Genomic DNA, 25,360 nt, shown 5'->3' on the forward strand with positions numbered 1-25,360 from the left:
GTGAATCGTAACGATTCACTTTCCTGTCAAGGTCGATTTGCTGTTTCTCTCTTTACTTAGAGAGGGCGCGGTTAAGCGTGATCCATTACTTCTTTTTGAAACATGACGACTTGGTTCCTTCCCTGTTTCTTCGCTAGATAGAGAGCATTGTCGGCCAGCTGGTAGATATGGCGAAAGGCTTGACCGTAACAAGGTGTGGCTTGGCAATACAGGCCAATACTAATGGTTACGTGGGTGGTGGTGTTGTTGATTGGGATGTTGTTTTCTTCGACGGCCTGTCGAATGTCTTCACAAATGGCATTGGCTTTCCTTTCTGAAATATTGGTAAATAAGATACAAAACTCTTCGCCACCAAGGCGTGCAGCAACATGAGGGGCCGTGATGTGTTGCTTGAGGAGGTTGGCGATGGCTTTGAGTGCTTCGTCTCCCGCTGGATGACCAAATAAGTCGTTCACTTTTTTGAAGTGGTCAAGGTCTAAAATGGCGAGACCAATAAAATCCGGGGCTTCGGATAGAATCTCTTGGGTCTTTTCTGCAATAAAACGCCGGTTGGGTAATTGAGTAAGATGGTCCACGTTGCTTTGTATGGTGAGCTCTTCTCTTTTGGAATATAAACGAGTAATGGCGATGCATAGGGCAAATAGCGTGCAAAGGAACGCAAAGACTAACCCCCAAATCAGCATGGTCAATTTGTTTTTTAAACGGCGCTCTATGTCCGAATTGACCTGAATCATGGTATGTAATTCGTTATAGGCAAAGCTCATATTGACATCAAATGTTGTTAATAAACTGACAAGGGATACTTTGGTGCTTGGGTCTTTTTGGTAGGTCTCAATGCGATTAGCGAGTTCTGGCAGCAAACCTTTTAACATTTGCAGCTTTTTTATATAAGGCATGTAAGTTTTCGGATCAAATGAGCTGTTCTGCATTTTTCTGACAATGATTGGAAAGCGATATTGCAGCCTTAAACGAATCGCTTTTAGGTCGTTAATTTCAAAATAGGGGCTGTTGCTTTTTAGTTGTAATAGGGCGCGTTTTAATAAGTGAGAGTCTTCCTCTGCCTGCATTACATCAATGACCAGCGCGGTAAAGTTAGACCCCAGTAATTGGCGTGACTGTTTTTGGAAATAAGACAAGGATCCAATACACAGAATTAAAAAGAAAATAAAAATCAGCCAGACAATAAGGTGCATTTTTTTTGCGGAAGTGGCTATTTTCATTGGGCGATTATGGTATGAAGGGCCCAAATCCAGCGGCTTTTAGATTCGGCTTGGGTGGCTGGTAGGTTGAGATCATAAGGGATCAGAAGCATCAATGGGCCTAGGTTGTCGGTTGTAATGGGGCGGTTATTTAATCGAGTGGCTAAAAAATATTGCCGTTTTTCGCGGTTTGCTTGATCGATAAACACTTCGTAACCATCCAGTGCCGTAAAGCGTAGTCGCGGCGCATTCTCAAGATGGTATTTTGCTAACAGGTCATTCAGCCAGACACCATAGAATTGCCCGGAGGGGCCGTCAAAATGTGTCATGTTGTCCGTTTTGTATATCGGCAAGCTTTCAATATCGGCCATAGAAAGAATGGTTGTGTGCTCTGGAAGACCCAGTTCTAAAATGGGGGTGGTGTCTTTAGAGGGAGAGTCATAAACCGCTTGGACGGTCATTGCATCGGCACTTGGCGACGATAGCATCATGATGATAGTGAAGATGGGTAATAATATGATATAAATTTTGTTTATATCTTTATTGTTTGATATGGTTTTTTGGTAACAACATGCTTTGACCATGACAACCTACTAGAAACAAAAAACTAAAGAAACCGCAAAGAAGTAGTATAGACGCGCTTTTTGCTCTCGTCACTTATTCTAAAGGTTATCTTTTGAACAAGTGGTTAAAGAAAAGTCGAGGGGGGCAAGCATGATTATCGTCAGTAAGGGAGAGGTAACTTTGTTTCTCTTGGTTAAGTAGATTTTAAGATATGTCTTTGAGTTATGGGTGGATTGTGTAGAGAGGGATAACACACAGCGTTATAAAGGCTTAACCGCCTTTATAACGCTTGTTGTTTTTTTATGTGGTGGTTATGGTCATGCCCTTAGCAGCTCGCAAAGTCTAAAAGGTGGCTGACGTGTCTAATTTCTTGTATTAAAAGCGGTATTTTGATTTTTATCGACGCTGTAGATGTTCCAGCGAACGCTATTAGCTTTTTGTTTCGCGAAGACTTCGGCAACCACCCGGCGATTACGCTCTCTTCCTGCCGCTGTTTTATTAGAAGCAATAGGATTGCTCTGACCGTATCCGATGGATTCCACTCGAGCGGGTGAAATGCCAAAAGTGTTGACCAATACATCAGCGATGGCAGACGCCCGTCGTTGAGATAGGTTTAAGTTGTATACTTGGTTGCCAACATTGTCTGTGTAGCCTTCAATTTTGACGTGGCTTTTCGGGTATTTTTTCAAGAAGTCGGCCAGTCTTTTGACTTGCGGATAAAATTTAGGTTTGACAATCGCTTTACCTGAATCAAACAGGACTTTCATGTCTAAGGTGAGCAGTTTAGAGGATTGAATCGAGCAGCCATCGTTGTTAACCACGGCATTGGGTGGTGTGTTCGGACATAGGTCGCGAGCATTGATGACACCATCTCCATCTTGGTCATTGAGTCTTGTTTGAATCGCGCTGCTATAAAGTCTGGCATTGTTGTTATAGGTACTATCTTTGGGGAACAGTTTAGTATCTGTCTCAGCAAAGACATTCTGTGCAAGAGTAAATAAGCTGGTTATGACGCAAAGCGTCATAAAACGATAGCGGTCCATTAGAGTCTCCTAAATGACTAGGCTCATATTTTTTGAGAGTGTTCTCTTGGTTTGTTTCTAGAAGAAAAAGCACTGCTCAACTTCTGACTCTATACAGGTTAGGAGATTTAGGTGGGCTGGACTGTAGTGCAAATGTAGTGAAGGCCTGTTACAAAACATTTTTTGTAATCGAATGTAATCAAAATAAATGTTTTGTAATCAGGCTGTTTATTCAAATAGGAATGTTACCAAGAACCAGTGTTCTCCATGGATAACCAAGGCTCTGCGGGTTCAAGGCTGCCATCTTTTTGCAATAGCTCGATGGAGATGTTGTTCGGGTCTTTGATAAATGCCATGTGACCATCCCGTGGGGGGCGCAAGATGGTGACACCCATGGACTGCAAATTGGCACAGACGTCATAGATATTGTCTACTTCAAAAGCAAGGTGACCAAATTGATCGCCGCCGCTATAGGTTCGATCGTCCCAGTTGTGAGTGAGCTCCACTTCCGGTGCCCCTTTTTCTGTTGCGTAATAGATAAGCGAAAATTGTCCTTTTTCACTGTCCATGCGGCGAGTCTGAATAAGGCCTAGACCTTGGGTGTAGAAGGTATGACTTTCTTCAGGCTTGTCGGTTCTGATCATGGCGTGTAGATATCGTACTGACATGAGTGCTCCTTGTTGGTCTCTATTAAGATGCCCATATTGAGATATATCGATATAATAAAGGTATTGGACAATGAAGAACACCTCGCGGGAAATATTTGCACTATTCTTCCCATACCCAGCGTATCGGTTCGCCAAAATCATCGTAGATGATTTTCTTTTTAGGACGTTTTTTAATGCTGGATGATTTGTGTTTTGGGTGTTTGCGCTCATCTAAAGCGGCCACAATGTGATTTAGTGGTGTACGCTCTTTTTTTGGCTCGGTAAAGCCTATATGGCTCGTGTTATACTTGCCATCAACAAGACCAGATTCTCCCATTTCAACTTGCTGGATCTGTCCTTTAGCTTTGATAAATTCCTCGACGAGAGAATCAATCTCTTTGCGTGTGTCTTTCTTTGTGCTTTTAGGTTTGATCATAAGTCGTGCTATCGGTGTTGAATTGCCTTCTCTAAAGGCGTGGTCATAATCTATTCATACTAAACGTAAGAGGTTGCTGGTGTCTATTACCAACTTAATTGTTCATGAAATTCAAAAGCATGAAGGTGAGCGAAAAGCAATATTGATTGCGCGTCCTAATGAAAATCCGGTCGATATGCAGGCCCAAGCGCTCTCTGAACAGGTTACTAATTTGTTTAATCGCTCCGGAATGAATACGGGGCGCTTTTCGAATCCACATGGCAGTGAGGAGGGATCACAGCTGCCAGCGCTGCTGACGAAGCACTTTAAAGACGAGGCATTTCTAGATTTTGCTGGTTTTTCTAAGGAGTGTGCGGCCGAGTACTTAAAGTATTTAGAAAATGTTGAAGAAGCGGAAGGCGGGTTGTTGTGGTTTAACCATTATGAGCTGCATGACACGCATTTTTTATACATTGTCTTGTTAAAGCGCAAGCAAGGCATTGGTCTCGGGGCGGATTTGAGCTTGTCGCAAGTAGAACAAATTGAAATGGAAAAGCTCCATATGGCGTTACGCATTAACCTTAGCGCCTGGCAGGCAGAGGATGAAGGGCGCTACATTGCCTTTCGTTTTGGTCGGGCCCCTAAATTTGAAAGTGAGTATTTTACACAATTTATTGGTTGCGATGAGCCAAAGGCAGCCGCCAAAGAAACCCGCAAGCTGGTGGATCTGACCTCGGCGTTTTGTCAATCTGAAGGCTTGCCATCGAAGCAGGCAAATGATTTTAAGCGTGTGGTGTCAGAGCATTGTCAAAGCAAAGCGGAAGAGCGGGAGCCGTTGGAGATTAAGGACATTGCCCATGAAGTGGAAACGCGCTTTTCCGTAGAACAGGCCAATAAGTTTTTGGAAATCGCTGATTCAGACAGTTTTAAAATGGAAAAAGAGATTTTCGTCGAGAAGGCTGGGTTGAAAAAACTAACGCGCCTTTCAGGGAGTTCAAGAGCACTCACCATGAGTTTTGACAGTGATCTGCTTGGTGAGACGGTTCACTTTGATGCAGACACTGGCACTCTTACTATTAAAGAGTTGCCAAAGAGTCTGCTAAAGCAATTAAAATCCATGAGCTAGTCGGTCTTGTTGCTGGTTTGGTGAGCAATAATCGCCGCCAAGCTAGTGCAAACCGAGCAGCTTTTCGAGTTCTTCCATGGTATCAAAACAAACCGTTGCGCCAGCGGCGGTTTGTTTGTCAGCGGATAGTGTTTCGCTAAAGGCAAAAACACGCATACCGGCGGCTCGCCCTGCGGTAATTCCGGCAATGGAGTCTTCAATGACAATGCAATCTTCTGGGGCAACCCCCAATGCCGCGGCGGCTTTTAGGTAGAGGTCGGGAAAAGGTTTGCCATTGGCCACATCATCAAAACTAAAACGGGTTGCGAAGCGTTCTGCTAGGCCAATTTTGTGGAGTTTGAACTCCATTTCATCCCGTCGCGCATTTGTCGCCATGGCGATGGGTACCGTTATTTTGCTTAATAACTGACGTACCCCATCAATAGGTTCTAAATGATGGTTAATGGTGTCTTGAAACTCTTCTCTGAAGTCTCTTTCAAATGACTCTGGTAAAGCCTTACCAAGCATTTCTTCGGCTGTCTCAATGTTCTTCTTGCTGCTATAGCCTGAGAAGCGCTCGTGCAGCATGGCATCGTCAACGATGAGGCCATAGCGGGCAAATTGTTTTTTTAATATTTGGTTAGAGATGTTTTCTGTATCAACGATGACGCCGTCGCAGTCAAAAAGAATGGCTTTGTATTGTTCAGTCATAAAAAAACAATTTAGGTTATGTGTGAGCTTGGATGATAGCGAATTTCAAAGTATGAAAGAAGGTGTAAGGTTAAGATAAAAGGTGTGAGGGTAACGAAGAGGAAGGGAGGGGGTTTTATTGTTTTTCTCCCCTTAAAATGTATCAAATAGGTTATACTGTTGCCCGAAAATTGGGTCTAAGTATTATTATTTGTTTCAATGTGCCGTTCAGCATTAGTGGCTTGTTGCGTGAGAACGTGGTTTGCGAGCGTGAAGAATCATATCTTTGCAGAAAGCGATAACAACTTTTGCTGCACGAACCATTTTTTCACGACGCGCTTGGCGTTCTACACTGCGGTCTTCAAAGCCCCATGATTTTAATAGTGCTTCGTATTGTTCTTGAGAATCCATAATGTACTCCTTATTAAGTATTTTTTGATGAGCACTTGTTCGTGCTCTTGCTTCAAAATGTTGTTTTATTACAACAATTATAATAATAGAGGGGGATGCGGTTACGAACAAACGATCCTTTTTCATCTATTTGGTTACTTTTTTTCATCATTCACGGTTTGCGAAGGAAATAATGGCATACACATCGTTAGACAGTTTTTCAAAAAATTGGATTTTTAAGCGCGAAGACCCAAAAGTCACGGCTCAGGATCTTGCTGAGATTCGCTTGCAGGATGAGCAAGGCGCGGCGTCGGTGTGGCGTGATTATATTAGTGATAACCAAATTCACCCCGATCATTTCACGGAGCAAGACTGGCCGAACCAAGCTGAGCGACAAGGGGAGAAAGTGGCATGGGAAAAGCGTTGGGACTCCACAGAGGAGGAATTGCCCGAGGAGATTCTGGCTCATGTTGCTACTTGGGGAGAGGAGACAAAAGTCTTTTTCTGCTGTCATAACGAGTTAGTGTTCGAAATGCCTTGGGCAGTATTTAAACGTACTTGGAAGGCTTTTCTATTTTTGGATAATGGTCCGATTCTCGTGGGACGCAAAAAAAATCAAGCGGTACAATTTCATTCTGATGGCATGGCGACCTTGTTATTACGCCGTTAAGTCGCCTGTCTTCTCGTTGCCTCGTTTTCGACTGTTAAGGCAATGGGTATTGAAGAGGCCGTTATAGGCTAATAGATTGGTTGCCTCCTGTTGGTGTCCGAGACTGTCCATCAGTAGAGCGACCACTTCGGCGGTGGCAAATTGCATGCGGTGGCTGGAGTGCCTGACTAAAAAAGACCGTTGCGCTTCGCTGTTGATTTCGAGGTGGGGAACGGCTTTTAACCATTCACTTTGATGAAACATTTTACTGGCCTGTTTCCAAGTGCCATCTAGCACAATAAAGGTGTGTTTGTTGCCCTCTGGCGGAGTAGGCAGTGGTAAGGTTTGGGGTTGTCGATTTTGTGATTGCGCGGTAGGGGTGTTGGGGAACAAGATGGAGCAATGCCCTTGGGCGGCTTTAAGTTGCTTAATAAGAGATTCTGGTGGCTGTGTTCTGTCCCAAATAAAGGCTTGAGTGTCGTTGGGGTACAAATCGGCAATCAGTCTACCGCTGTTGGTTGGTTTATGTATCTCGTCACGATGGAAGAGCAAAATAAACTGGAAGGGAGCCTCACTGGTCTTTCTATGCTGGCAAAAACAGGCAAATTCCGCCATCAAACAGGAGGGGCAGCGGGTGGCGTTAGAGCCACGAGCGATGAAAGGGCGCATCGCGTTTTGCTGACATTGTTGACGGAGTCTATCAACACAGTGGGGAGGGTGTTTTAAGGGCATAGTTTGTTGTTAATTTGCACAGATGCGAATGATTTTTTGAGGGCGTTATTCTAGCGTATTTTTCGACAGAGTCATTGAAAATCAATAACTAGGCGACGTTCTTTGCTATGATTTGCGTATATATTGACGAAAAATAAGCAAAAATTGAGGAATAAGAATTAAAGGTTAAGGGTTGTTCTGTTCGAGGCGGCGTTAGCAGGCTAAGGTGTGAGGTATATATCTTTTGTCTGAGTATTTTATGAGTCGCTACATCTCGCCCGTGTTATACGTACTCCTGATGTTGGTTGGTTGCTTAGCTTTTATATCCATCGCTGGTGTTAGAGTGGGTGTTTTTGACCCTGTAACAGGGTTTGCATTATTAAAAAAGAGTGTCATCGCTTCTCTTGTATTGTCTTTGTTGGCGGTGATTTCCTTGATCGTCTGTCGTAAAGAGTGCAATGCCGCGACGACCCGTTTCTTTTATTTGGTGCTGGTACTAACGGTGTTATACAGCACCATGTGGATTGTTTTTTACGTGCAACGCTCTGGGTTGCCTGAAATTAACGATATCACGACCGATACGGTGACACCTCCTGCCTATATAAATGTCGATTTTTTGCGACACGCTGGCGAGAATAGCCTTTCATATAATAAAAAGTGGGCGAGTATTCAGAAAAAGTTTTATCCCAATGTGAAGCCTCTTTTCACCACCAAGAGCAAAAGCGTGGTGTTTCAAAAAGCACTAAAGTTGGTGTTGGATAACGATTGGCTTCTGGTTGCCTCCTATCCGGAAGTGGGGTTAATCGAAGCGACGGCAAGAACGCCTATTTTTGGTTTTCGTGATGATGTGGTGATACGCCTTATGACGACAAAAAATGGCAAGACTCGCGTGGATATGCGTTCTTGTTCCCGTGTTGGCAAGGGGGATTTTGGTGTCAATGCAAAGCGCATTGTTAGGTTTATGTCTTCGTTGTCGGCGAGTCTTAATCCCGATCAAATGCAGCGGCTGCGTTTTATTAATTAATGACGAAAGCTAAAAGTTAAGTGAAAAATTATCTTTGTGGTCTTTTGAGTGAAAAATAGACTCGTGTTCATAATTGGGACAGGATAAACTCCAAAACATACTGATATCAAGAGGGATGTTTTGTGAGCTTGCGTCAAACTCAAAAGGCCAATACTCGCGCCAAAATTAAACGTATCGCCAAACAAGCGTTTTTAGACAATGGCATAGAAAATACGAGCACGCGTTATTTAAGCGCTCAGGCTGGTGTGTCTGTTGGCACCTTATTTGTTCACTTCCCTGATAAGCTTTCCCTAGTAAAAGATATTTTCTTCGACGAAATGGACGTTGCCCTTCGCGAGGCCGCGGACGCACAAACACATTCTCAATCCCCAACCGATTACTTGCTGCAAATGGCCCAAGTTCTCTTTGTTTTTTATGATCAGTACTCTGAGTTTGCCCGTTTGGCATTGTTTGATAGTTTGGCCCATGGAGGTTATCACAGTAAACAACTGTCAGTGATGACGGAGGGGGTTACTCGGCGCTTTAAGTCCGTGGGTGTCGATGAAAAAACGGCCGTCATTTTTGCCGAAAATATGGCCGCGAATTTTTGCATGGTGTTGTTTGATGCTCTGCCTTCTGGTGTGTTGGGTGTTAAAGCGATTGAGCGTTTGAGTAATTTAAACTTGCCCTTTGATGTGTCTTTTAAAAATGCACAAAAGAAGGCGGGTTAGTGGGGCTCGTTTGCCTTTCGATATGGTCCTTGGTAATCAAATAACCGTTCACTGACTTGCCAGTAATTTTTCTGCTTCTTGGCGATGACAAAATCTGGCGCAGGAAAGTAGGACTCAAATTTGATAGCGTCTTCTGGCGTGTCAAACGTCAATGGATGAGTGCCATTGGCAATACGTCGGCCAAACTGCTCATTAAAGCGTTGTCGGGATTTTTTCTGATTAAAAAAGAAAGATTCACTGAGCGTGCTGCCGTCTTCATCGTGGTAGGTCACTTTGATGGCTTGCTCAGCCTTTAATAAGGTGAGTGTGATACCGGAGCAGCGTAGGACCTTGTTATTTTTTAAGTTGAGTGCGTTGCGCAGCTGATCGTCTGGATCGATCAATCGCTCATGGCAGTGGGTGCAATGGCGTGCGGCGATGTCATTTTCTTCATTACAGTGTGGGCAACGTTTGAAGGTAAACCGATAGGTGCATTCTTCTTCGCCATGGGGTGTGTCCATCAAGCCGTGGCAGCGACGTCCAAAATGCTCAATGATATTGCCCTCACTGTCTTTTCTGCCCCAAAATATGTTGGCAAAGTCGCATTCAGGGCAATGTACTAAGACGGCTTCTGAGTCTTTGGTGGGTTTCTTTTCGCCCACTTCAGGTTGAAAAATGTTGTAGCTATTGTTGGTGTAATCCAAAATCAAGCAGTCTTTTTTGCCTGGGCTTAAGCGCAAGCCTCGGCCGACAATTTGTTGAAATAAACTAATGGATTGGGTCGGACGTAAAATGGCAATCACATCCACATGGGGGGCATCGAACCCTGTAGTCAGTACCGATACGTTCACCAAATATTTAATGTGCTTGGCTTTGAATTCATTGATTAATCTGTCTCGCTCTTTATTGGGGGTTTTACCTGTAATGAGAGCAATGGACGATTCTTTTGTCGTGTCTGCTTGCTTGTGTTCTAGATGCTTTAAATAGCCTACGATCTCGGTGGCGTGCTCAATGGTGGAAGCAAAAATCATTACGCCTTGGCGATCCTGACTGAGCTGCACGATCTGTTCTGTAATGGCTTGTGTGACTCGCGGGTGTTTGTGGATGAGTTCATTTAACGCGATGGCATCGGTGTCTTGTTCACCATCTAAGCTTTCGGTGAGCAAGCTAAAGTCATAATGGGCAATGGCTGCATCATAGTGAATGGGTTTGGTTAAATAACCGTTTTTCACCATATGTTGGAGCGGTAATTCATAGATGCAGCGTTTAAAAAATGTATTGACGGCATCACGGACAAAACCATGATAGTGGCTGTGATAAATCCAACCAGAACCCAAACGATAGGGGGTGGCGGTTAACCCCAATATTCTGGTGTTGGGGTTTAATGCTAAAAAATGGGCTAGGGTTTTTTGGTATTGGCTGTCTTCTGCCATTTCAACACGATGACATTCGTCAATGATGATGAGGCTAGCAGGCTGTTGAAACGCATCCAAATGAGCCGAAATAGACTGAATGCTGGCGAACGTGGTTTTTTCCGTAGCGCTCTTTTGATTGAGTCCAGCGGAGAAAATGCCTGCAGATAAGCCTGTCGCGAGAAATTTGGCGTGATTTTGCTCGACTAATTCTTTTACATGGGCTAAGCAAATCACGCGACCGTGTGCTAAGCGGCTGAGCTCGGCAATGACTAGGCTTTTGCCAGCACCGGTAGGTAGGACGATGATAGCTGGATCGGCACTTTTTCGAAAATGGGATAAGGTCGCGTTAACCGCTTGTTGCTGATAATCGCGAAGAACGTAAGGCTGTTTCATGGCTGCGAAAAATAGCACGTCTCAATGTTGTTGGGAAGCATGACACCAGTCACTTATCGGTAACGAAATTCGTGTGTTATGGCGTGTGCTACAGTATCATAATGCTTTGGCAATAATGCCGTTTTTAATGCGAATGAAATTGATATGACTTGTGATACGACCCTTTCTCAGCTTGATGCGGCTGAGCTGCTGCCTGATGATTTACCTGAAAAATTGTTGCCTGCGTTTAGTCGCATTGAGCCGTTTGCTTTGTTGTTGAACGATTTGCAGGCCAAAGGCTGGAGTATTCAGGACGATTTTTTCTCGCAGGCGTTTACGGAAAAGCTGATGGAAGAAGCGGAAAGTATTCGCAATGCCACCATGCTGCAAGCGGGTATTGGCCGTAAACAGGATCACCAAGTCGCTTTGGATGCCCGCCGTGATTATATCCAATGGATTGACCCAGTAACCCCCACCCGTAAAACCTTTTTGGATGAAATGGAAGCGCTGCGCGTTGTGTTGAATCGTCAGTTCTTCTTGGGGTTGTTTGATTACGAGGCACACTTTGCCCGCTATGAAAAAGGCGCGTTTTACGAAAAGCATCTTGATGCCTTTAAGGGGAAAAGCAACCGCGTGTTATCTACGGTTTTGTATCTTAACGACGATTGGCAAGATGGGGATGGCGGTGAGCTTGTGGTGTACGACGAGCATAATCCTGATATGGAAATTGGGCGTTTTTTCCCGAAAAAGGGTCGGCTGGCGGTGTTTTTAAGTGAGAATTTTTACCACGAGGTCAAGGTGGCGAAACGCACTCGCCACAGTATTGCCGGGTGGTTTCGCGTTAATAACACCACTGCGAAGACTCTCGACCCAGATCAATAATCACTTTCACTTTATTTATCGTTTAGGTCGCCCCGTATTCGAAGCTGCAAATCAGACTCGAAATGTCCTGAAAAAATCTCTATAATGCGCCGCTTGTTTAATTGCTCTGGTTTTACGTTCCAGACCGCATAGGAGAAAGAAAGTGTCTAAAGTTGTTGTTTGTGCGCTCTACAAATTTGTCGAGTTGCCCCATTTTGAATCTTTACGTGAACCGCTACAGACGGTGTTAGAAGACAACGGGATTCGCGGTACCTTATTGTTGGCTAGCGAAGGCATCAATGGTACGGTGGCTGGGTCGCGCGAAGGTATTGATGCGATGTTGGCGTGGTTGGATCAACAGCCAGGCTTAGAAAACATTGGCTATAAAGAGTCTTTCGATGATGACATGCCTTTCTATCGTACCAAGGTGAAGCTGAAAAAAGAGATCGTCACCATGGGGATTGAAGGCATCGATCCTAAGCGTGTGGTGGGAACGTACGTCAAGCCAACGGAATGGAACAATCTTATCTCTGATCCAGATGTGGTGTTGATCGATACCCGTAACGATTATGAATACCAAATCGGTACCTTCAAAAACGCAGTAAACCCTAAAACGGACACTTTCCGTCAATTCCCAAGTTATGTGGAAGAAAATTTAGACCCGGCGAAGCACAAAAAAGTGGCCATGTTTTGTACTGGGGGGATTCGTTGTGAAAAGTCTACTGCTTTCTTAAAAGAGCAAGGCTTTGAAGAGGTTTATCATCTTGAGGGCGGTATTCTTAAGTATTTAGAAGAAGTGCCACAAGAAGAGTCCCTATGGGAAGGCGACTGTTTTGTGTTTGATAACCGTGTATCGGTAAATCATAGCTTGGAAAAAGGACAATATGACCAGTGTCATGCTTGTCGTATGCCGATTACCGAAGAAGAAAAACAAGACGAGCGCTACCAGCAAGGGGTAAGTTGCCCACATTGTTTTGACAAATACACGGATGAGCAGCGCCAGCGTTTTATTGAGCGTGAACGCCAAGTGCAATTGGCCAAAGAGCGCGGCGAAGCCCATATTGGGGCGGAAGTCATGGATGCCGTGGAAAAACACCGTCGTGAAAAAGAGCTAGAGCGTGAGCGCCAGCGTAAAATTCATGAGCAAAAGGTAAATTAATTGCCTGCGACTCACTCAGAGCCTCTGGGTGAGTCGATTGATTAAATGCTAAGCTACTGATCTATAAAATGATATTTTTAGTATTATCCCCATCTTAACGCTGCAAAACTTGAGTTTGAATGGTTTCGAAATTGCTCGGACTGCCGTACAATAAAAAATCGCTTTTTATTAGCCAGTATCTATCATGAGTTATCAAGTTTTAGCACGTAAATGGCGTCCGCAGACGTTTCTTGAAATGGCTGGGCAAGACCATGTCCTTCAAGCGTTGGTCAATGCTTTGCGCCAGCAGCGTCTTCATCACGCTTATTTATTTAGTGGCACTCGCGGTGTGGGGAAAACCACCATCGCCCGTATTTTTGCTAAATGTTTAAACTGCGAAACCCATGGTATTTCCCCTGAGCCTTGTGGCACGTGCGACAGTTGTGTCGAAATTGCTGAAGGGCGTTTTGTCGATTTGATTGAGGTCGATGCGGCGTCTCGAACCAAGGTCGAAGATACCCGCGAACTTCTGGAAAATGTGCAATATGCGCCCACTCGTGGCCGCTTTAAAGTCTATTTGATCGACGAAGTGCACATGCTATCGACCCATTCTTTTAACGCCTTGTTAAAAACCCTGGAAGAGCCGCCGCCGCATGTTAAATTCTTATTAGCGACGACGGATCCACAAAAGCTTCCTGTGACGATTTTGTCGCGCTGTTTGCAGTTCAATCTGAAAAATATGTCGCCACAGCGAGTGGTGGACTATCTACAAACGGTGCTGAATTCCGAACAAGTTTCCTTTGATATGCCTGCGTTATGGCAAATCGGTCAAGCTGCGAACGGCAGTATGCGCGATGCGCTAAGTTTGACGGATCAAGCCATTGCCTTTGGTAATGGAACGATTACGGAATCCGGTGTAACGGCCATGTTAGGGTTGGTGAATCAGTCCCAAGTGATGGATTTGCTGGAAAGTGTGGCCGCTAAGAATGCCGCTGACGTATTACAACGAGTGGAATTGCTTGCCGACTATCAGCCGGACTTTTCCGCCATTTGTGGCAGTTTGCTGGACGTCTTGCACCGTGTGGCGATTGAGCAGCAAGTGCCTGGTGCCTTGTTGGATCAGTTGGGCGACCTTGCTCGTATTCAACATATCGCCGCGACAGTGAGCGCTGAAGAAATTCAGATGATGTACCAAAGCTTATTGATAGGTCGTCGTGATTTGCATTTGGCGCACACGGCACGTTCTGGCTTTGAGATGTTGATGCTCCGCTTGATCGCTTTTCGCCCAGCACCACCTATGAGAGTGAGTCATGCCGCTCCGCCGCAATCGTACCAGACAGAGGTTGCCCAGCCGACAGCCGTTGCCGATGGGCCGACTCAAGCACATTCGCCAGTATCTCCAGAGGCTGAATTGTCTGAACAGAGTACTGTGCAACCCGAAGACGGAGCAGAGTTAACTGGAAGTAGCCCTGAATTGACCGAAGACAGTTTTGAATCGGCTAGAGACGACGCTGAGTTGTCCAACCCTATCAGCGAGTCAGTACCTGAATCTGAGCGTCCCCCTTGGGAAGATTCTCCTGAACTGGGGCCGCAGGTCCCGCAAGCTACGCAAAATGATGAAGTTTCGCCGGTATCTGATGTCGATAATACGACCAGTGAGCGCGCTCAAATAAAAACAGATTCCTCCTCTGAACCTGAAATGGAGCCAGAGCTGGAAAGTGATACAGACGAAAGTCAGCCGCAAGATGCCATACTGCCATCGAGCAAGCATATTGAAGCGGTCGTTGAAAAAGTAAAAGCCGCCGCTATAGAAGAGGATGGGGACGACGAAGAGGATGAAGAAGAGGCAGAAGAAAGAGCCATTGCCGATGTATCTGATCCTTTTAATCCGGCGGCGGATTTAGTCGAAGCCCTTGGCCATTCCGATAGTGATGAGCCTTCTACTGAGGAAGCGGCCGCTCCGGAAGAAGTTGAGGCCGATGTGCCCGCTCACAGAAAGCAGGATACAGTGTCTCAGCCAGCATTAGGGATGCCGTTGCCTGAAATTGCCCACTATCAGAATCTCACGATGGAGCTGTGGTGGTTGGTGGCCCCTAGGTTGCCACTAACAGGGCTGGTACAAAATATACTAATGAATTCGAGTTTGGTTGACGCCAGCGAGCAAGGGGTTCGTTTGGAGGTGCCATTAGAATATGGCCATATGTTGAACCAAACACGCTATGAGCAAATACAAGGAGCCTTAAGCGACTTTTTCTCTCTGCATGTCCCTTTGATCATCGATACGGTCGAAGATACTAGGGGAGTCACCGCTGAGGAATTTGCCGCCAGCAAGCGCGCAGAAGCGTTGCAAGTGGCGATTGATCATCTTAATTCGCACCCAGTTGTGCAAGCTCTATCGCAGACGATGGGTGCACAACTGATTTATGATACTGTTAAAGTGAAAGCTTAATTGGAGACGACTATGTTTAAAGGTGGAATGGGTAACATGATGCGCCAAGCGCAGAAAATGCAAGAAAACATGCAAAAAGCCCAAGAAGAAGTGGCCAATATGGAAGTTGAAGGCCAAGCAGGCGCAGGCCTTGTGAAAGTGGTTATGACAGGCCGTCATGATGTCAAACGTGTTTCCATTGACGATTCTTTGTTTGAAGACGACAAAGAAATGCTAGAAGATTTGGTGGCCGCTGCGATGAACGATGCCGTTCGTAAAATCGAAGTGGGTCAAAAAGAAAAAATGGAAGCGGCGACGGCTGGCATGTCTCTTCCACCTGGTTTCAAAATGCCGTTCTAGGAGAAGTGCTTGTTTAGTCCCTTAATTAAAGAATTGATTGAGTCGCTCCGGTGTTTACCCGGTGTTGGCCCTAAATCGGCTCAAAAGATGGCGTTATATCTTTTGGAACGAGAGCATCAAGGGGCGGATAGGTTAGCAAGTGCACTACGTAATGCTTTGGACAAGGTCGGCCGCTGTTCTAGCTGCCGTACCTTAACTGAAGAATCCGAGTGCAGTATTTGTCGTGATGAAGAGCGCGATGCAACAAGGCTGTGTATAGTGGAAACGCCAGCCGATGTGATTGCGATTGAGTCGGCAGGTACGTTTGATGGTCGCTATTTTGTCTTACTTGGGCATTTGTCTCCCATTGATGGTATTGGGCCGGAAGAGCTGGGGCTTGAACACCTAGAGAAAATGGTCGAATACAATCATGTGGAAGAAGCGATTATCGCAACCAACTCAACGGTCGAAGGCGAAGCAACCTGCCATTACATCGCTGAAAAACTTAAATCCAAAAACATCAACGTTAGTCGTATCGCTCATGGGGTGCCCATGGGCGGTGAACTGGAATACGTAGATGGTAACACTCTGGCTTTGGCGCTAGAGGGTAGGAAAAAACTCTAGCATGGATAACCAAGAACACGCTTTAAATATTGTCTGGGTGGATGATAACGAGTCGCTGGCATCATGGTGTCAGTACTGGACCGAGTTGCCTGTTATTGCGGTGGATACGGAATTTATCCGTCGTACGACGTACTTCCCCATAACAGGGCTTATCCAAATCAGTGAAGGGGATAAGGCGGTACTGATCGATCCGCTCACGATTGATGCGTGGGAACCTTTGCGGGAGTTGATGGTCAATCCATCTGTCATGAAAGTATTTCATGCCTGCTCTGAAGATTTAGATGTGTTTGATCGTCTATTAGGTGTCTTGCCTGCGCCGTTTTACGATACACAAATTGGTGAAGCCTACGCGGGAGGGCAATGGTCTCTTAGCTATGTGAGGTTGATCCAAGAATACTTGCAAATTGAAGTGGCAAAAGATGAGACTCGTTCTGACTGGGTTCAGCGGCCATTGACGGAGGCGCAGAAACGCTATGCGGCGTTGGATGTTGTGTATTTGGCCGAGGTATACCCACTACAAGTGGCACGTTTACAAGAAAAAAACATGCTCGATTGGGTGCTTGAGGATTGTGAATCCTTGAAATGGCAATACCAAGTGAATGCCGATCCTGAGCAAAACTGGGACGGTATTAAAGCCGCTTGGCGCCTTTCGCCTGAAGGATTAACGTTGCTGCGTTTATTGTACATATGGCGAGACGAACAGGCACGTAAGGAAGATGTTCCCAAAGGGCAGATCTTGAAAGACAGAACCTTGTGGGCGTTGGGGAAAAATTTACCCGATCACCATAAGGCGATCGCCAACACGGAAGAGTTGACCGGGCGACAACATCGTCTTTATGGCGAGGAGATTCTCAAAAAAGTGGCCATAGTGAAAAGCCTTTCCCGTGACGAGTTCCAATTGCCTTTAGAGGTGCCACTGCCTTCTCAAGCCGGTGAGCTGACCAAAGAGATTAAGGCTTTTGTGCGAGAACGAGCCACAGCGTTACAGATTGCGCCAGAAGCGATGATGAAACGAAAACTGTTGGATCCTATTGTGCGCCACTTGTTTGATGGAACACCAATTGATTGGCACAATCCTGCGATGACCGGATGGCGTCGTGAGGCGATTATTAATCCAATTCTAGAACGTTTTAAATCTGAAAAACCGTAACCTTGAGAACACTATGAAACAGCACTTGATCGTTGAAGTATTTCGCTCCTCTAAAAAAGATGGCATGTACTTGTATGTAGAAAAACGCGTTGGCTTAAAAGAGATTCCTGAGGATCTAATGACGCGTTTTGGTTCGGGCATCAGTGCCATGACGATGCTCTTGACCAAAGACAGCAAATTGGCACGAGCCAATGCTGAAAGTGTCATTCAAGACATTAAGGAAAAGGGCTTCTATTTGCAGCTACCACCTGCGAAAGAAGACTATTTATTGGATTTGTATAAGACGCCGACTGAGGCGGTTTATTAACCATGATTGCCAAGCGTTATGAGCCATTTTGGCGAACTACATCGTTGTTTGATATGTCTAAAGATGAGTGGGAATCTCTATGCGATGGATGTGGTAAGTGTTGTCTGCAAAAGTTAGAAGATGAAGACACAGGGGAAGTTGTATACACCAATTTGGCCTGTGAGCAGCTTGATATTGGTCAGTGTCAATGTACAGTCTATGCCACTCGACAAGAGAAAGTGGCTTCTTGCATTACGTTGACGCCGGAACAAATTGACGAGTTTGATTGGCTGCCAGATACTTGTAGCTATCGGGTATTAAAAGAAACAGGGGATTTGCCGAATTGGCATCCCTTGGTCGTAGGAAGTCATCGTGAGATGTTGCGTCAAGGACTGACGGTTCGTGATTATGCGATCAGTGAGAATAAGGTGGCGGAAGAAGATTGGGAAACCCATGCGATTAAATGGGTTCATGGTATGCCGAAACCTTATGATGCCGCTTGATAAGGGCGACTCACTGTATGCTGGCACGCCGTGTCTTAGTGCTGTTCGATTCGTACACTGGCTTGGTCACACTTGCTTAGTACGGTTTAATCAGTTCTGTTTTTGAGATCAGCGACTCAGCGAAATGATACGTTTATTGTGTTCATGCTAAGGAGTTATCAGACGTGAAATGGTTTAAAGTCTATGCAGTATTGACTCTTGTTGTTGTCTCGACGTGGTCTTCTCTTAGTCGGGCAGATACGCAATTTCGTATTCTGGTTGATGCTTCTGGCAGTATGCAAACCAGCGACCCCGACAGAATTACCCCTGAAGCAATTCGGCTTTTATCTCAACTTGCACCAGAAGGAAAAGCGACAATCGGTGTTTGGCTTTTTGGTGAGCAGCCAAGGGTTTTATTTCCTGAAACGGATGTCACGGAAGCCAGCCGAGTCAAATTGGCGAATTATCTTAAAAGCTATGTGACACAGGATTTAAAGACGGATGTGGAGTCCATTCTAGATCTTTTACTGAAGACGCCCGCTGCTGGTTCGCTCAAACCTGGGTTCCAACAAGATTGGATTTTAATCACCGATGGCAATGTCGATTTAAGCTTGGATGAAAGTGTGAACCAAGCCTCCCGTCAGCGTATTTGGACGGACATAACCAAACAGTTGGAAGAGCGAGGCATTCATCTTCATACTATCTCACTAACAGGGTATTCCGATAGAGCCTTATTGGATCACCTGTCTTTTAGAACCAACGCAACCCATACAGAAGCCGCCGTGCCAGAAAACATGCTGGATGCGTTTGATCGTATTTTCTCGCAAAGCATGCCTTATCAAGAGCTACCGCTTATCGATGACCATTTCAAAGTGGACCCATCCGTTAGTCAAATTTCCATCGAGTCACTACACGAAGCGGGCGGGTTGCCGACGATTGTGCAGCCCAATGGCAAAAATTTAGTGTTATCAAACCGTTCCGATGTTTCAGTGAGCGAGGGGCCTCATTTTACGCTGGTTACTATTACCAATCCGGCAGTCGGTGAGTGGCACGTGGATGATGTGAATTTGTCCCGTGTGAAAGTGCGAGCGATTTCTGATTTGAACTTAAAAGTGACCAAAATCGCCCCTGTGACTTTTGTTAACGAGCCTATTTATTCAACGGCGTCTTTGTTTAGAGATGATCAGGCTTTAAAAGGCGCACAAATTCCCCGTGGGGATGTTGAACAGATATTGACCCGTCTGGTAGGTAGCAGCAAGGACGTTATTTTTAAGACGGATTTGGATCCCTTAAAAGGCCGTTTTAAAAATCGCATAGAAGGCCTGTCACAACCGGGTGAGTATGTTTTAACAACGGACTTTATTGGAAAAAATCTGGATCGTAAAATGAGTCAATATTTTACGGTCCGACCGCCTGTTAACTTTTCGATTAAAAGCAGCAGTGATAACTTAGTGACGGTCTCTGCTAACCCCTCTAATGGCAAACTGGATATTAAACGTTCCAATGTGCGTTTGGAATTAACCTTCGCGGATGGTACCAAACAATTTGATCAAATGGCCAAATTGAAAGATGGTGATTGGAATAAAGTGATTCCTGTTGCTAGCAATTCCAATATCAAGGCTCGGGCAAGATTAATAGGGGTTACCCAGTCCGGTACGCGTATTGAGTACTGGACACCCACTTGGACCATCCACCGCAATGGGTCAGACCCGGTTTATGTGGAAAAGGGCAGTGTTGCTTCGTCTACACCACCCACCTCAACCGTGTTAGTTGAGTCTGAACAAAATGTGGCGCCTGTTTTGGTTGAGCCAAATGTTGAATTAGTGGGCAATACTCCGACAACGGATAATCAACAAGCAGCCAATGATGCAGGCGTTAATAACCAAGGGGATGGCAGCGCACAAGATGCCGAAACCTTTGGTGCCGACAGTTTGCTAGTCTACTTGGGCATTGCTGCTGGGGTTGTCTTATTGTTAGCGGTGATAGTTTTCGTAATTCGACGTAGCCGTCGTCGTAATCGCTACGACGACTTCCAGGATGATGATCTAGACGATGTGTGAGTTATTAGGTATGAGTGCCAATGTCCCAACGGACATTTGTTTTAGTTTTTCCGGCTTACGAGCACGGGGTGGCCGAACGGGACCTCACAAAGATGGCTGGGGCATGGCAATGTATCGGGACGGACAAGTCTGGGCCATCCATGATCCGCGTCCTAGCGCCGATTCAGACATGGCTGAAGTGATGAGTAAAACGTCGCTTAAATGTGACATCGTGATCAGTCACATTCGTCAAGCGAACGTGGGCATGGTGAGCTTACCCAATACCCATCCTTTTTGTCGTATTTTATGGGACAAAACCTGGTCCTATGCTCACAATGGGCAATTAGAAGGTTTCCAAGGGTTGCCCGTTGGCATTCATCAACCCCTTGGCAATACCGACTCAGAGCGCGCCTTTTGTTGGATTGTAGAACAGCTTTCCCAGCAATTTGGCGATACTGAGCCAGAACTGGATGTATTAAGTGTCGGCATCTTTGAACTTGCCTCACAACTTAAGGACAAGGGGGTTTTTAATATGATGCTGTCTGATGGCGTGCGGCTATATTGCTTTTGTACTACGAAACTGCACTGGATCACTCGACGAGCTCCCTTTAGAAAAGCGACCTTATCCGATGAAGATGTGATTGTTGATTTTAAAGAGGTTACCACGGACAAAGACGTTGTTACCGTGATCGCCACACAACCCTTAACCCATGATGAAACTTGGCAACAAATGCTAGAAGGGGAATTATGCGTGTTTAAAGGTGGGGAAGTGGTTAGTCAGATCAAACCCAACGACCTGTCAGATACTGCATAATCTAGGTCTTGTCCTTTTTTAGGGGAAAGGGGATTTGGTGTCGCAGGTTTGAGTGGATTTTTCTGATTCGATTGGTGTTTGCGAGTTCCGCTCTGCTGAGCGGGTAACTTTTGTCAGTTGTTAGTTTCCATTCAATGAAAGAGCTTCCGGGATTAATCCGCACTTAACAAGCGCATCAAAGATCCTTCCTCTTTAAATTAATTTGTGTAGTGGATGATGGTTTCGCCGTTAAAGGATATCAACCAGAGCTGGCCATTTATTGCGGTAAAACAAAACACTTCTGAAAATTCTGATTGTAGGGCGAAAACGCTATATGACAAACAAGCATTTCCAAGGTAAGTATGAAGTGGAGCTAAAGTTCTGCTTACACTCAAAAGCTGAATTTCTAAAGACATTGAGTGGCATTCCTCATGAAATTATGCTGCAAGACAATATTGAAAGTGACTGGTATTTTGATCGTCCTGATAAGTCCTTAGAAGCGGATAATAAAAGTATCTGCATCCGTACCATGGAGCCGTCCGGCATTAAGTTATGGATTGTTAAAGGGCCAGAGCCGGATCGGTGTGAAGCCACCAATATTACAAATGCCTCGAATGCCATCAGCATGTTAGAAACCATGGGCTTTGAGGTGGTGTTAAAAGCTCAGAAAACTCGTAGTATTTATTTTGTCGGAGCGTTTCATATTACGGTGGATTCATTAGAGGGCATCGGGGATTTTGCGGAATTTGCCATTATGACCGACGATGAGTTGAAGCTGCCCGATTATAAAGCTCAGATCGAAGCTCTGGCGCAGAAATTTGGCTTAACCAAAGAGGCTTTACAAACTCAATCTTACAAACAGATGTTTATGGAAAAAGCCGCACTTAACAAGCGCATCAAAAATTGCCTTTAAGATTGGGGGTTTCTGATGCCCCTTTTATATAGACATTATATAAGCTCGCACAAATTAATATGGAGTCTAAATTTGAAAGACTATGATGTGTACTTGTTCGATATGGACGGTACTTTAGTGAATTCTGAGCCGCTAAAAGGAAAGGCGCTTGCCTTAGCTTGTGCAGAGTATGGTGCAAATGTTGATTACAACATTTACAAAGACGTAATGGGAGAAAATTGGCAGGTGGTAACGGGGCACTTTTTTGAGTCAGCAAAGATTTCCCCCGATTTAACCGCGTTTAATAAACACTTTCGTAGTCACTATGAAAAAATGCTTCAAGAGCAGCTAGAGTTGAACAAAGGTGCAAGGGCTTATATTGATCGCTTAAAACAAGCGGGAAAGAGGTGTGGTGTTGTCAGCTCTGCGGCTACTTGGATGGTAGACAATATTCTAGAGTCTTTCAATTTGAGAACCGTTTTTGACATCATAATAACTCAAGATCATGTTACTAAACATAAGCCAGATCCTGAGGCTTACGAACTAGCGTTATCTAAGTTATCAGCTTCCCCATATGAAACGATCATATTTGAGGACTCCACAGCAGGATTAAATGCTGGGCGAGCCGCTGGTTGCGAAGTCATTGCCTTTAGGCATAACTTTAATGTCAAAAACGATCTCAGTAGTGCAATAAAAGTCATCGAAAATTACGAAGAGATGTTTCTATAAGTCTTATTACCGTAATCCCAAACGACACCACTTATAAGCCATTTTGTCACGTTGTAGGATTATATATTACTGGTGTGCCAGTGTTTGGATCGATGCGGTCAAGTGAGGGACCAGCGTAACTATTATTTAATAATTCAACGGTAGCTTCACCATATTGGCTAAACCAAAAAGCCCCTAGGTCTTTTAAACGGTTTATATTGCTTTGGCTAATATCGTCCATGGCATCGTCTGGGGGGTTAGGTAAACCGGGTTGTGAGCGCATTTCTGCATTGACTCGAATATAATTGCCTGGGCGAGTTATGGTTATGGCCTGATAGGCGACTACCTTTTCATCGGATAGTAAATCAATCATGTTGCCTTTTAGCATCCATTGCACCGCCCCCCATTTGCGGGACTCTGGCCCATTGATCTTGCGAGTAACGGTCCCTGTGCCAATTGACAATACCCTCAGTTCATCCATCGGCACGGTTGGCCATTCTCGTCTGGCTTCGGCAATAGCACACATAGTTGGGTTGTTTGCAACGACGCCACCATCTACTAACCAGTAATTTTCCTCGTCATAGGGGAAATAAGCTTCTACGGTGGGGAAATACGTTGGCGCAGCACTCGATGCATCAGCTGCTTGGTAAGATGGTATGTCGCGATAAGAGTCTTTGGTGGATTTAAGAATAAAGGGCCTGCGTTTTTCTACACCATAAGTAATGGCTAGTACATGTTTCCCCTCTTTGACATCACCTAGTTTGGCTTCACCCAGTTTGGATTTCAGTGTATCGGTTTTACCTGATGCCTCATATTTGGGGGCATTAACACCATCAATTTCAAGTAAACCGCGATTTTCTGTGAATATTTGTTTTGCCGTTTCTTCGTTATATAACTCATTAATATCTTGCATCGGCATATTGGTGTTTGCTAGTGCCAAGGCGATGATGCTGCCAGTACTGTTTCCAGCATAAAAGTCCACACAGTCACGCAGTGATTTTTGATATTTCTCGCCAAGCAGTTGATCAACTTGCATTAAAAATTGGGTGGTAGCAGCCCCACGAATTCCACCGCCATCTAAACAAAGAATGAGTTTCGACATTTACTATCTCCTGTATTAATTGAAATGTATTGGTTACTTAATACCAAAAATGGGCACATAGGAATGTGTCTTGTTACATTATTCAACTTCAACATCCCTGTTGTTTATTAAGTATAGAAGAACCTCCTCGAAGCAGCTAAAAATAGGCAGAATGACAAGGTGGCGATATGTCCTTCTATTTTTATCGAACTTCGATAACTGTTATTCTAGCACCATTATTGATGTAATAGAGAAGTGATAATGATTAATGATAATGAAGTAATCGAAACCCTAGAGGAGCTTGAGGCGTTTTTACGTTTGGTTGAATCGGGCAGTTTGGCGCTTGATAATGCGGCGGGGGTTGCTTTGGCGACGAATAACGCGAACGGTCGTCCATTTGTGGCCGTGCTGGATGATAATCAGCAGCTGGTGTTGGGTCGTTGGGTAACCAATGAGGTATTTGAAAACGGTAAGGATATGGTTCGTTACGGCCTTAAAAAGCCACATTAACAGGAGACAGTAACCCCTCCCTAGCCCTCCCCTTGGAAGATATAAGGGGAGGGAACTATTTGCCCCTCACCCTTGGGAAAGAGGAGGCAGGGTTGGGTTCTGGTTAATGACTATTGAACCAATTCATTGTCAGTGAATTCACCTTCGAAAAGGGCAGTAGAAAGGTAACGTTCACCGGAATCAGGCAGTATTACGACAATTTTTTTGTCAGCAAATTCGTCCAGTTTGCTCAGGCGTTCTGCAGCGACCACAGCAGCGCCGCAAGAAATACCACACAAGATACCTTCTTCTCGCATCAAGCGACGTGCCATTTGAATGGCGTCGTCATTTTCTACTTGCTCAACACGATCTACCAAAGAAAGATCTAAGTTTTTTGGAATAAAGCCCGCACCAATACCTTGGATTTTGTGAGGCGCTGGTGTCGGCGTGACACCATGAAGGGTTTGGCTGATAACAGGCGAACTGGCTGGCTCAACCGCCACACTGGTGATGGGCTTATCTTGGACTTTCTTAATATAGCGTGTGACTCCTGTAATGGTACCCCCTGTGCCCACACCGGCCACAAAAACATCGATGTCGCCATTGGTATCTTCCCAGATTTCTGGGCCAGTGGTTTTCTCGTGAATTTCTGGGTTGGCAGGGTTTTCAAATTGTTTTAGTAGGACGAAGTTGTCATCCTGTGCAATCTCTTCGGCTTTTTCGATAGCGCCTTTCATGCCTTTAGCAGGCTCAGTGAGTACGATAGTTGCCCCTAATGCTTTCATTACTTGGCGGCGCTCAACGCTCATGCTGGATGGCATGGTGATGGTAATAGGATAACCGCGCGAGGCAGCAACAAAGCACAATGCGATCCCTGTGTTACCACTGGACGCCTCAACGATGGATTTGCCTTTGGTTAAAATGCCTTTTTTTTCAGCATCCCACACCATGTTCGCACCAATACGGCATTTTACCGAGAAAGCAGGGTTGCGAGACTCTAGTTTCGCCCAAATATTACCCTTACCAATATGGTTGAGACGAACGAGTGGGGTGTTACCAATAGTCAATGAATTATCGTCGTATACTTGTTGAGACATGATGCTTCCTTATTCGTTGATCTGGTTATGGATGTGACACCGTAATAGATGTGCCCTTAAC

General features: G+C 45.1%; 28 protein-coding genes. 17 read left to right on the top strand and 11 right to left on the bottom strand.

What is annotated here, in order from left to right; translation table 11 throughout:
- Nucleotides 1-71: 71 nt before the first annotated feature.
- The 5 genes from AC0VYG_RS10420 to AC0VYG_RS10440 all read right to left on the bottom strand — a co-directional run bounded on the left by AC0VYG_RS10420 (nucleotide 72) and on the right by AC0VYG_RS10440 (nucleotide 3,868).
- A complete protein-coding gene (locus tag AC0VYG_RS10420; protein ID WP_475432209.1) occupies nucleotides 72-1,220 on the bottom strand; it encodes a GGDEF domain-containing protein in 1,149 nt (382 codons plus the stop codon).
- Nucleotides 1,217-1,783: a hypothetical protein gene (locus AC0VYG_RS10425; protein ID WP_475432210.1), complete on the bottom strand. Its 567-nt coding sequence runs from the start codon at nucleotides 1,781-1,783 to the stop codon at nucleotides 1,217-1,219. The genes AC0VYG_RS10420 and AC0VYG_RS10425 overlap by 4 nt, the downstream gene beginning before the upstream one ends.
- A 342-nt stretch (nucleotides 1,784-2,125) precedes the next feature.
- Nucleotides 2,126-2,806: an OmpA family protein gene (locus AC0VYG_RS10430; protein WP_475432211.1), complete on the bottom strand. Its 681-nt coding sequence runs from the start codon at nucleotides 2,804-2,806 to the stop codon at nucleotides 2,126-2,128.
- Between the two features lie 224 nt (nucleotides 2,807-3,030).
- The gene (locus AC0VYG_RS10435) at nucleotides 3,031-3,453 is read right to left on the bottom strand and encodes a VOC family protein (protein ID WP_475432212.1); all 423 of its coding nucleotides are present in this window, start codon (nucleotides 3,451-3,453) and stop codon (nucleotides 3,031-3,033) included.
- Between the two features lie 100 nt (nucleotides 3,454-3,553).
- Complete coding sequence (locus AC0VYG_RS10440; protein ID WP_067017540.1) at nucleotides 3,554-3,868, bottom strand: hypothetical protein; 315 nt, start codon at nucleotides 3,866-3,868, stop codon at nucleotides 3,554-3,556.
- 79 nt (nucleotides 3,869-3,947) lie between these two features.
- Between AC0VYG_RS10440 and AC0VYG_RS10445 the strand changes: the two genes are divergently transcribed.
- Nucleotides 3,948-4,973: a nucleoid-associated protein gene (locus AC0VYG_RS10445; protein WP_475432213.1), complete on the top strand. Its 1,026-nt coding sequence runs from the start codon at nucleotides 3,948-3,950 to the stop codon at nucleotides 4,971-4,973.
- Nucleotides 4,974-5,015: 42 nt separating this feature from the next.
- On the opposite strand, the gene AC0VYG_RS10450 is transcribed toward AC0VYG_RS10445, so the two are convergent.
- Both AC0VYG_RS10450 and AC0VYG_RS10455 read right to left on the bottom strand, forming a co-directional pair.
- The gene (locus AC0VYG_RS10450; protein WP_475432214.1) at nucleotides 5,016-5,663 is read right to left on the bottom strand and encodes an HAD family hydrolase; all 648 of its coding nucleotides are present in this window, start codon (nucleotides 5,661-5,663) and stop codon (nucleotides 5,016-5,018) included.
- A 213-nt stretch (nucleotides 5,664-5,876) separates the two neighbouring features.
- Nucleotides 5,877-6,053 carry a hypothetical protein gene (locus AC0VYG_RS10455; RefSeq protein ID WP_475449909.1) on the bottom strand — a complete coding sequence of 59 codons (177 nt, stop codon included), beginning with the start codon at nucleotides 6,051-6,053 and terminating at the stop codon, nucleotides 5,877-5,879.
- Nucleotides 6,054-6,225: 172 nt separating this feature from the next.
- Here AC0VYG_RS10455 and AC0VYG_RS10460 point away from each other — a divergent pair, with 172 nt between their 5' ends.
- Nucleotides 6,226-6,702: a DUF2947 family protein gene (locus AC0VYG_RS10460; protein WP_475432216.1), complete on the top strand. Its 477-nt coding sequence runs from the start codon at nucleotides 6,226-6,228 to the stop codon at nucleotides 6,700-6,702.
- On the opposite strand, the gene AC0VYG_RS10465 is transcribed toward AC0VYG_RS10460, so the two are convergent.
- A complete protein-coding gene (locus AC0VYG_RS10465; RefSeq protein ID WP_475432217.1) occupies nucleotides 6,691-7,350 on the bottom strand; it encodes a tRNA-uridine aminocarboxypropyltransferase in 660 nt (219 codons plus the stop codon). The two genes, AC0VYG_RS10460 and AC0VYG_RS10465, sit on opposite strands and share 12 nt — an antisense overlap.
- A gap of 301 nt (nucleotides 7,351-7,651) precedes the next feature.
- Here AC0VYG_RS10465 and AC0VYG_RS10470 point away from each other — a divergent pair, with 301 nt between their 5' ends.
- Together AC0VYG_RS10470 and AC0VYG_RS10475 are read left to right on the top strand one after the other, a co-directional pair.
- Nucleotides 7,652-8,416 (top strand): DUF1499 domain-containing protein, encoded by a 765-nt coding sequence (locus AC0VYG_RS10470; protein ID WP_475432218.1) that lies wholly within the window; start codon nucleotides 7,652-7,654, stop codon nucleotides 8,414-8,416.
- A 122-nt stretch (nucleotides 8,417-8,538) separates the two neighbouring features.
- Nucleotides 8,539-9,126: a TetR/AcrR family transcriptional regulator gene (locus AC0VYG_RS10475; protein ID WP_475432219.1), complete on the top strand. Its 588-nt coding sequence runs from the start codon at nucleotides 8,539-8,541 to the stop codon at nucleotides 9,124-9,126.
- On the opposite strand, the gene radD is transcribed toward AC0VYG_RS10475, so the two are convergent.
- The gene (gene radD / locus AC0VYG_RS10480; RefSeq protein ID WP_475432220.1) at nucleotides 9,123-10,913 is read right to left on the bottom strand and encodes a DNA repair helicase RadD; all 1,791 of its coding nucleotides are present in this window, start codon (nucleotides 10,911-10,913) and stop codon (nucleotides 9,123-9,125) included. The two genes, AC0VYG_RS10475 and radD, sit on opposite strands and share 4 nt — an antisense overlap.
- 144 nt (nucleotides 10,914-11,057) lie before the next feature.
- Between radD and AC0VYG_RS10485 the strand changes: the two genes are divergently transcribed.
- The 12 genes from AC0VYG_RS10485 (at nucleotide 11,058) to AC0VYG_RS10540 (ending at nucleotide 22,653) form a co-directional block, all read left to right on the top strand.
- On the top strand, nucleotides 11,058-11,774 hold the full coding sequence (locus AC0VYG_RS10485) for a 2OG-Fe(II) oxygenase (protein WP_475432221.1): 717 nt from the start codon (nucleotides 11,058-11,060) through the stop codon (nucleotides 11,772-11,774).
- 142 nt (nucleotides 11,775-11,916) lie between these two features.
- Nucleotides 11,917-12,912, top strand: a complete 996-nt coding sequence (gene trhO / locus AC0VYG_RS10490) for an oxygen-dependent tRNA uridine(34) hydroxylase TrhO (protein WP_475432222.1) — start codon at nucleotides 11,917-11,919, stop codon at nucleotides 12,910-12,912.
- Nucleotides 12,913-13,096: 184 nt separating this feature from the next.
- A complete protein-coding gene (dnaX, locus tag AC0VYG_RS10495) occupies nucleotides 13,097-15,340 on the top strand; it encodes a DNA polymerase III subunit gamma/tau (protein WP_475432223.1) in 2,244 nt (747 codons plus the stop codon).
- A gap of 12 nt (nucleotides 15,341-15,352) precedes the next feature.
- Nucleotides 15,353-15,679, top strand: coding sequence for a YbaB/EbfC family nucleoid-associated protein (locus tag AC0VYG_RS10500; RefSeq protein ID WP_067017341.1), 327 nt, complete (start codon nucleotides 15,353-15,355; stop codon nucleotides 15,677-15,679).
- Nucleotides 15,680-15,688: 9 nt separating this feature from the next.
- The gene (recR, locus tag AC0VYG_RS10505) at nucleotides 15,689-16,282 is read left to right on the top strand and encodes a recombination mediator RecR (RefSeq protein ID WP_475432224.1); all 594 of its coding nucleotides are present in this window, start codon (nucleotides 15,689-15,691) and stop codon (nucleotides 16,280-16,282) included.
- Nucleotide 16,283: 1 nt separating this feature from the next.
- Nucleotides 16,284-17,432 carry a ribonuclease D gene (rnd, locus tag AC0VYG_RS10510; protein ID WP_475432225.1) on the top strand — a complete coding sequence of 383 codons (1,149 nt, stop codon included), beginning with the start codon at nucleotides 16,284-16,286 and terminating at the stop codon, nucleotides 17,430-17,432.
- Between the two features lie 13 nt (nucleotides 17,433-17,445).
- Nucleotides 17,446-17,739: a YcgL domain-containing protein gene (locus AC0VYG_RS10515; RefSeq protein WP_475432226.1), complete on the top strand. Its 294-nt coding sequence runs from the start codon at nucleotides 17,446-17,448 to the stop codon at nucleotides 17,737-17,739.
- Between the two features lie 2 nt (nucleotides 17,740-17,741).
- The gene (locus AC0VYG_RS10520) at nucleotides 17,742-18,221 is read left to right on the top strand and encodes a YcgN family cysteine cluster protein (RefSeq protein ID WP_475432227.1); all 480 of its coding nucleotides are present in this window, start codon (nucleotides 17,742-17,744) and stop codon (nucleotides 18,219-18,221) included.
- A 164-nt stretch (nucleotides 18,222-18,385) separates the two neighbouring features.
- Nucleotides 18,386-20,260 carry a vWA domain-containing protein gene (locus tag AC0VYG_RS10525; RefSeq protein ID WP_475432228.1) on the top strand — a complete coding sequence of 625 codons (1,875 nt, stop codon included), beginning with the start codon at nucleotides 18,386-18,388 and terminating at the stop codon, nucleotides 20,258-20,260.
- Nucleotides 20,253-21,053, top strand: a complete 801-nt coding sequence (locus AC0VYG_RS10530) for a class II glutamine amidotransferase (protein ID WP_475432229.1) — start codon at nucleotides 20,253-20,255, stop codon at nucleotides 21,051-21,053. The genes AC0VYG_RS10525 and AC0VYG_RS10530 overlap by 8 nt, the downstream gene beginning before the upstream one ends.
- 313 nt (nucleotides 21,054-21,366) lie before the next feature.
- Nucleotides 21,367-21,945, top strand: a complete 579-nt coding sequence (cyaB, locus tag AC0VYG_RS10535; RefSeq protein ID WP_475432230.1) for a class IV adenylate cyclase — start codon at nucleotides 21,367-21,369, stop codon at nucleotides 21,943-21,945.
- Nucleotides 21,946-22,017: 72 nt separating this feature from the next.
- Nucleotides 22,018-22,653, top strand: a complete 636-nt coding sequence (locus AC0VYG_RS10540) for an HAD family hydrolase (protein WP_475432231.1) — start codon at nucleotides 22,018-22,020, stop codon at nucleotides 22,651-22,653.
- Nucleotides 22,654-22,699: 46 nt separating this feature from the next.
- Here the strand turns inward: AC0VYG_RS10540 and AC0VYG_RS10545 are convergent, their stop codons facing one another.
- Nucleotides 22,700-23,734 (bottom strand): patatin-like phospholipase family protein, encoded by a 1,035-nt coding sequence (locus AC0VYG_RS10545; protein WP_475432232.1) that lies wholly within the window; start codon nucleotides 23,732-23,734, stop codon nucleotides 22,700-22,702.
- 240 nt (nucleotides 23,735-23,974) lie between these two features.
- Between AC0VYG_RS10545 and AC0VYG_RS10550 the strand changes: the two genes are divergently transcribed.
- Nucleotides 23,975-24,223, top strand: a complete 249-nt coding sequence (locus AC0VYG_RS10550; RefSeq protein WP_475432233.1) for a hypothetical protein — start codon at nucleotides 23,975-23,977, stop codon at nucleotides 24,221-24,223.
- A 110-nt stretch (nucleotides 24,224-24,333) separates the two neighbouring features.
- On the opposite strand, the gene cysK is transcribed toward AC0VYG_RS10550, so the two are convergent.
- Nucleotides 24,334-25,299, bottom strand: coding sequence for a cysteine synthase A (gene cysK / locus AC0VYG_RS10555; protein WP_067017363.1), 966 nt, complete (start codon nucleotides 25,297-25,299; stop codon nucleotides 24,334-24,336).
- Between the last annotated feature and the right edge of the window lie 61 nt (nucleotides 25,300-25,360).

This window comes from Marinomonas sp. 63XJN7_7_ISO-PGPR-S23-202 (genome assembly GCF_056173505.1).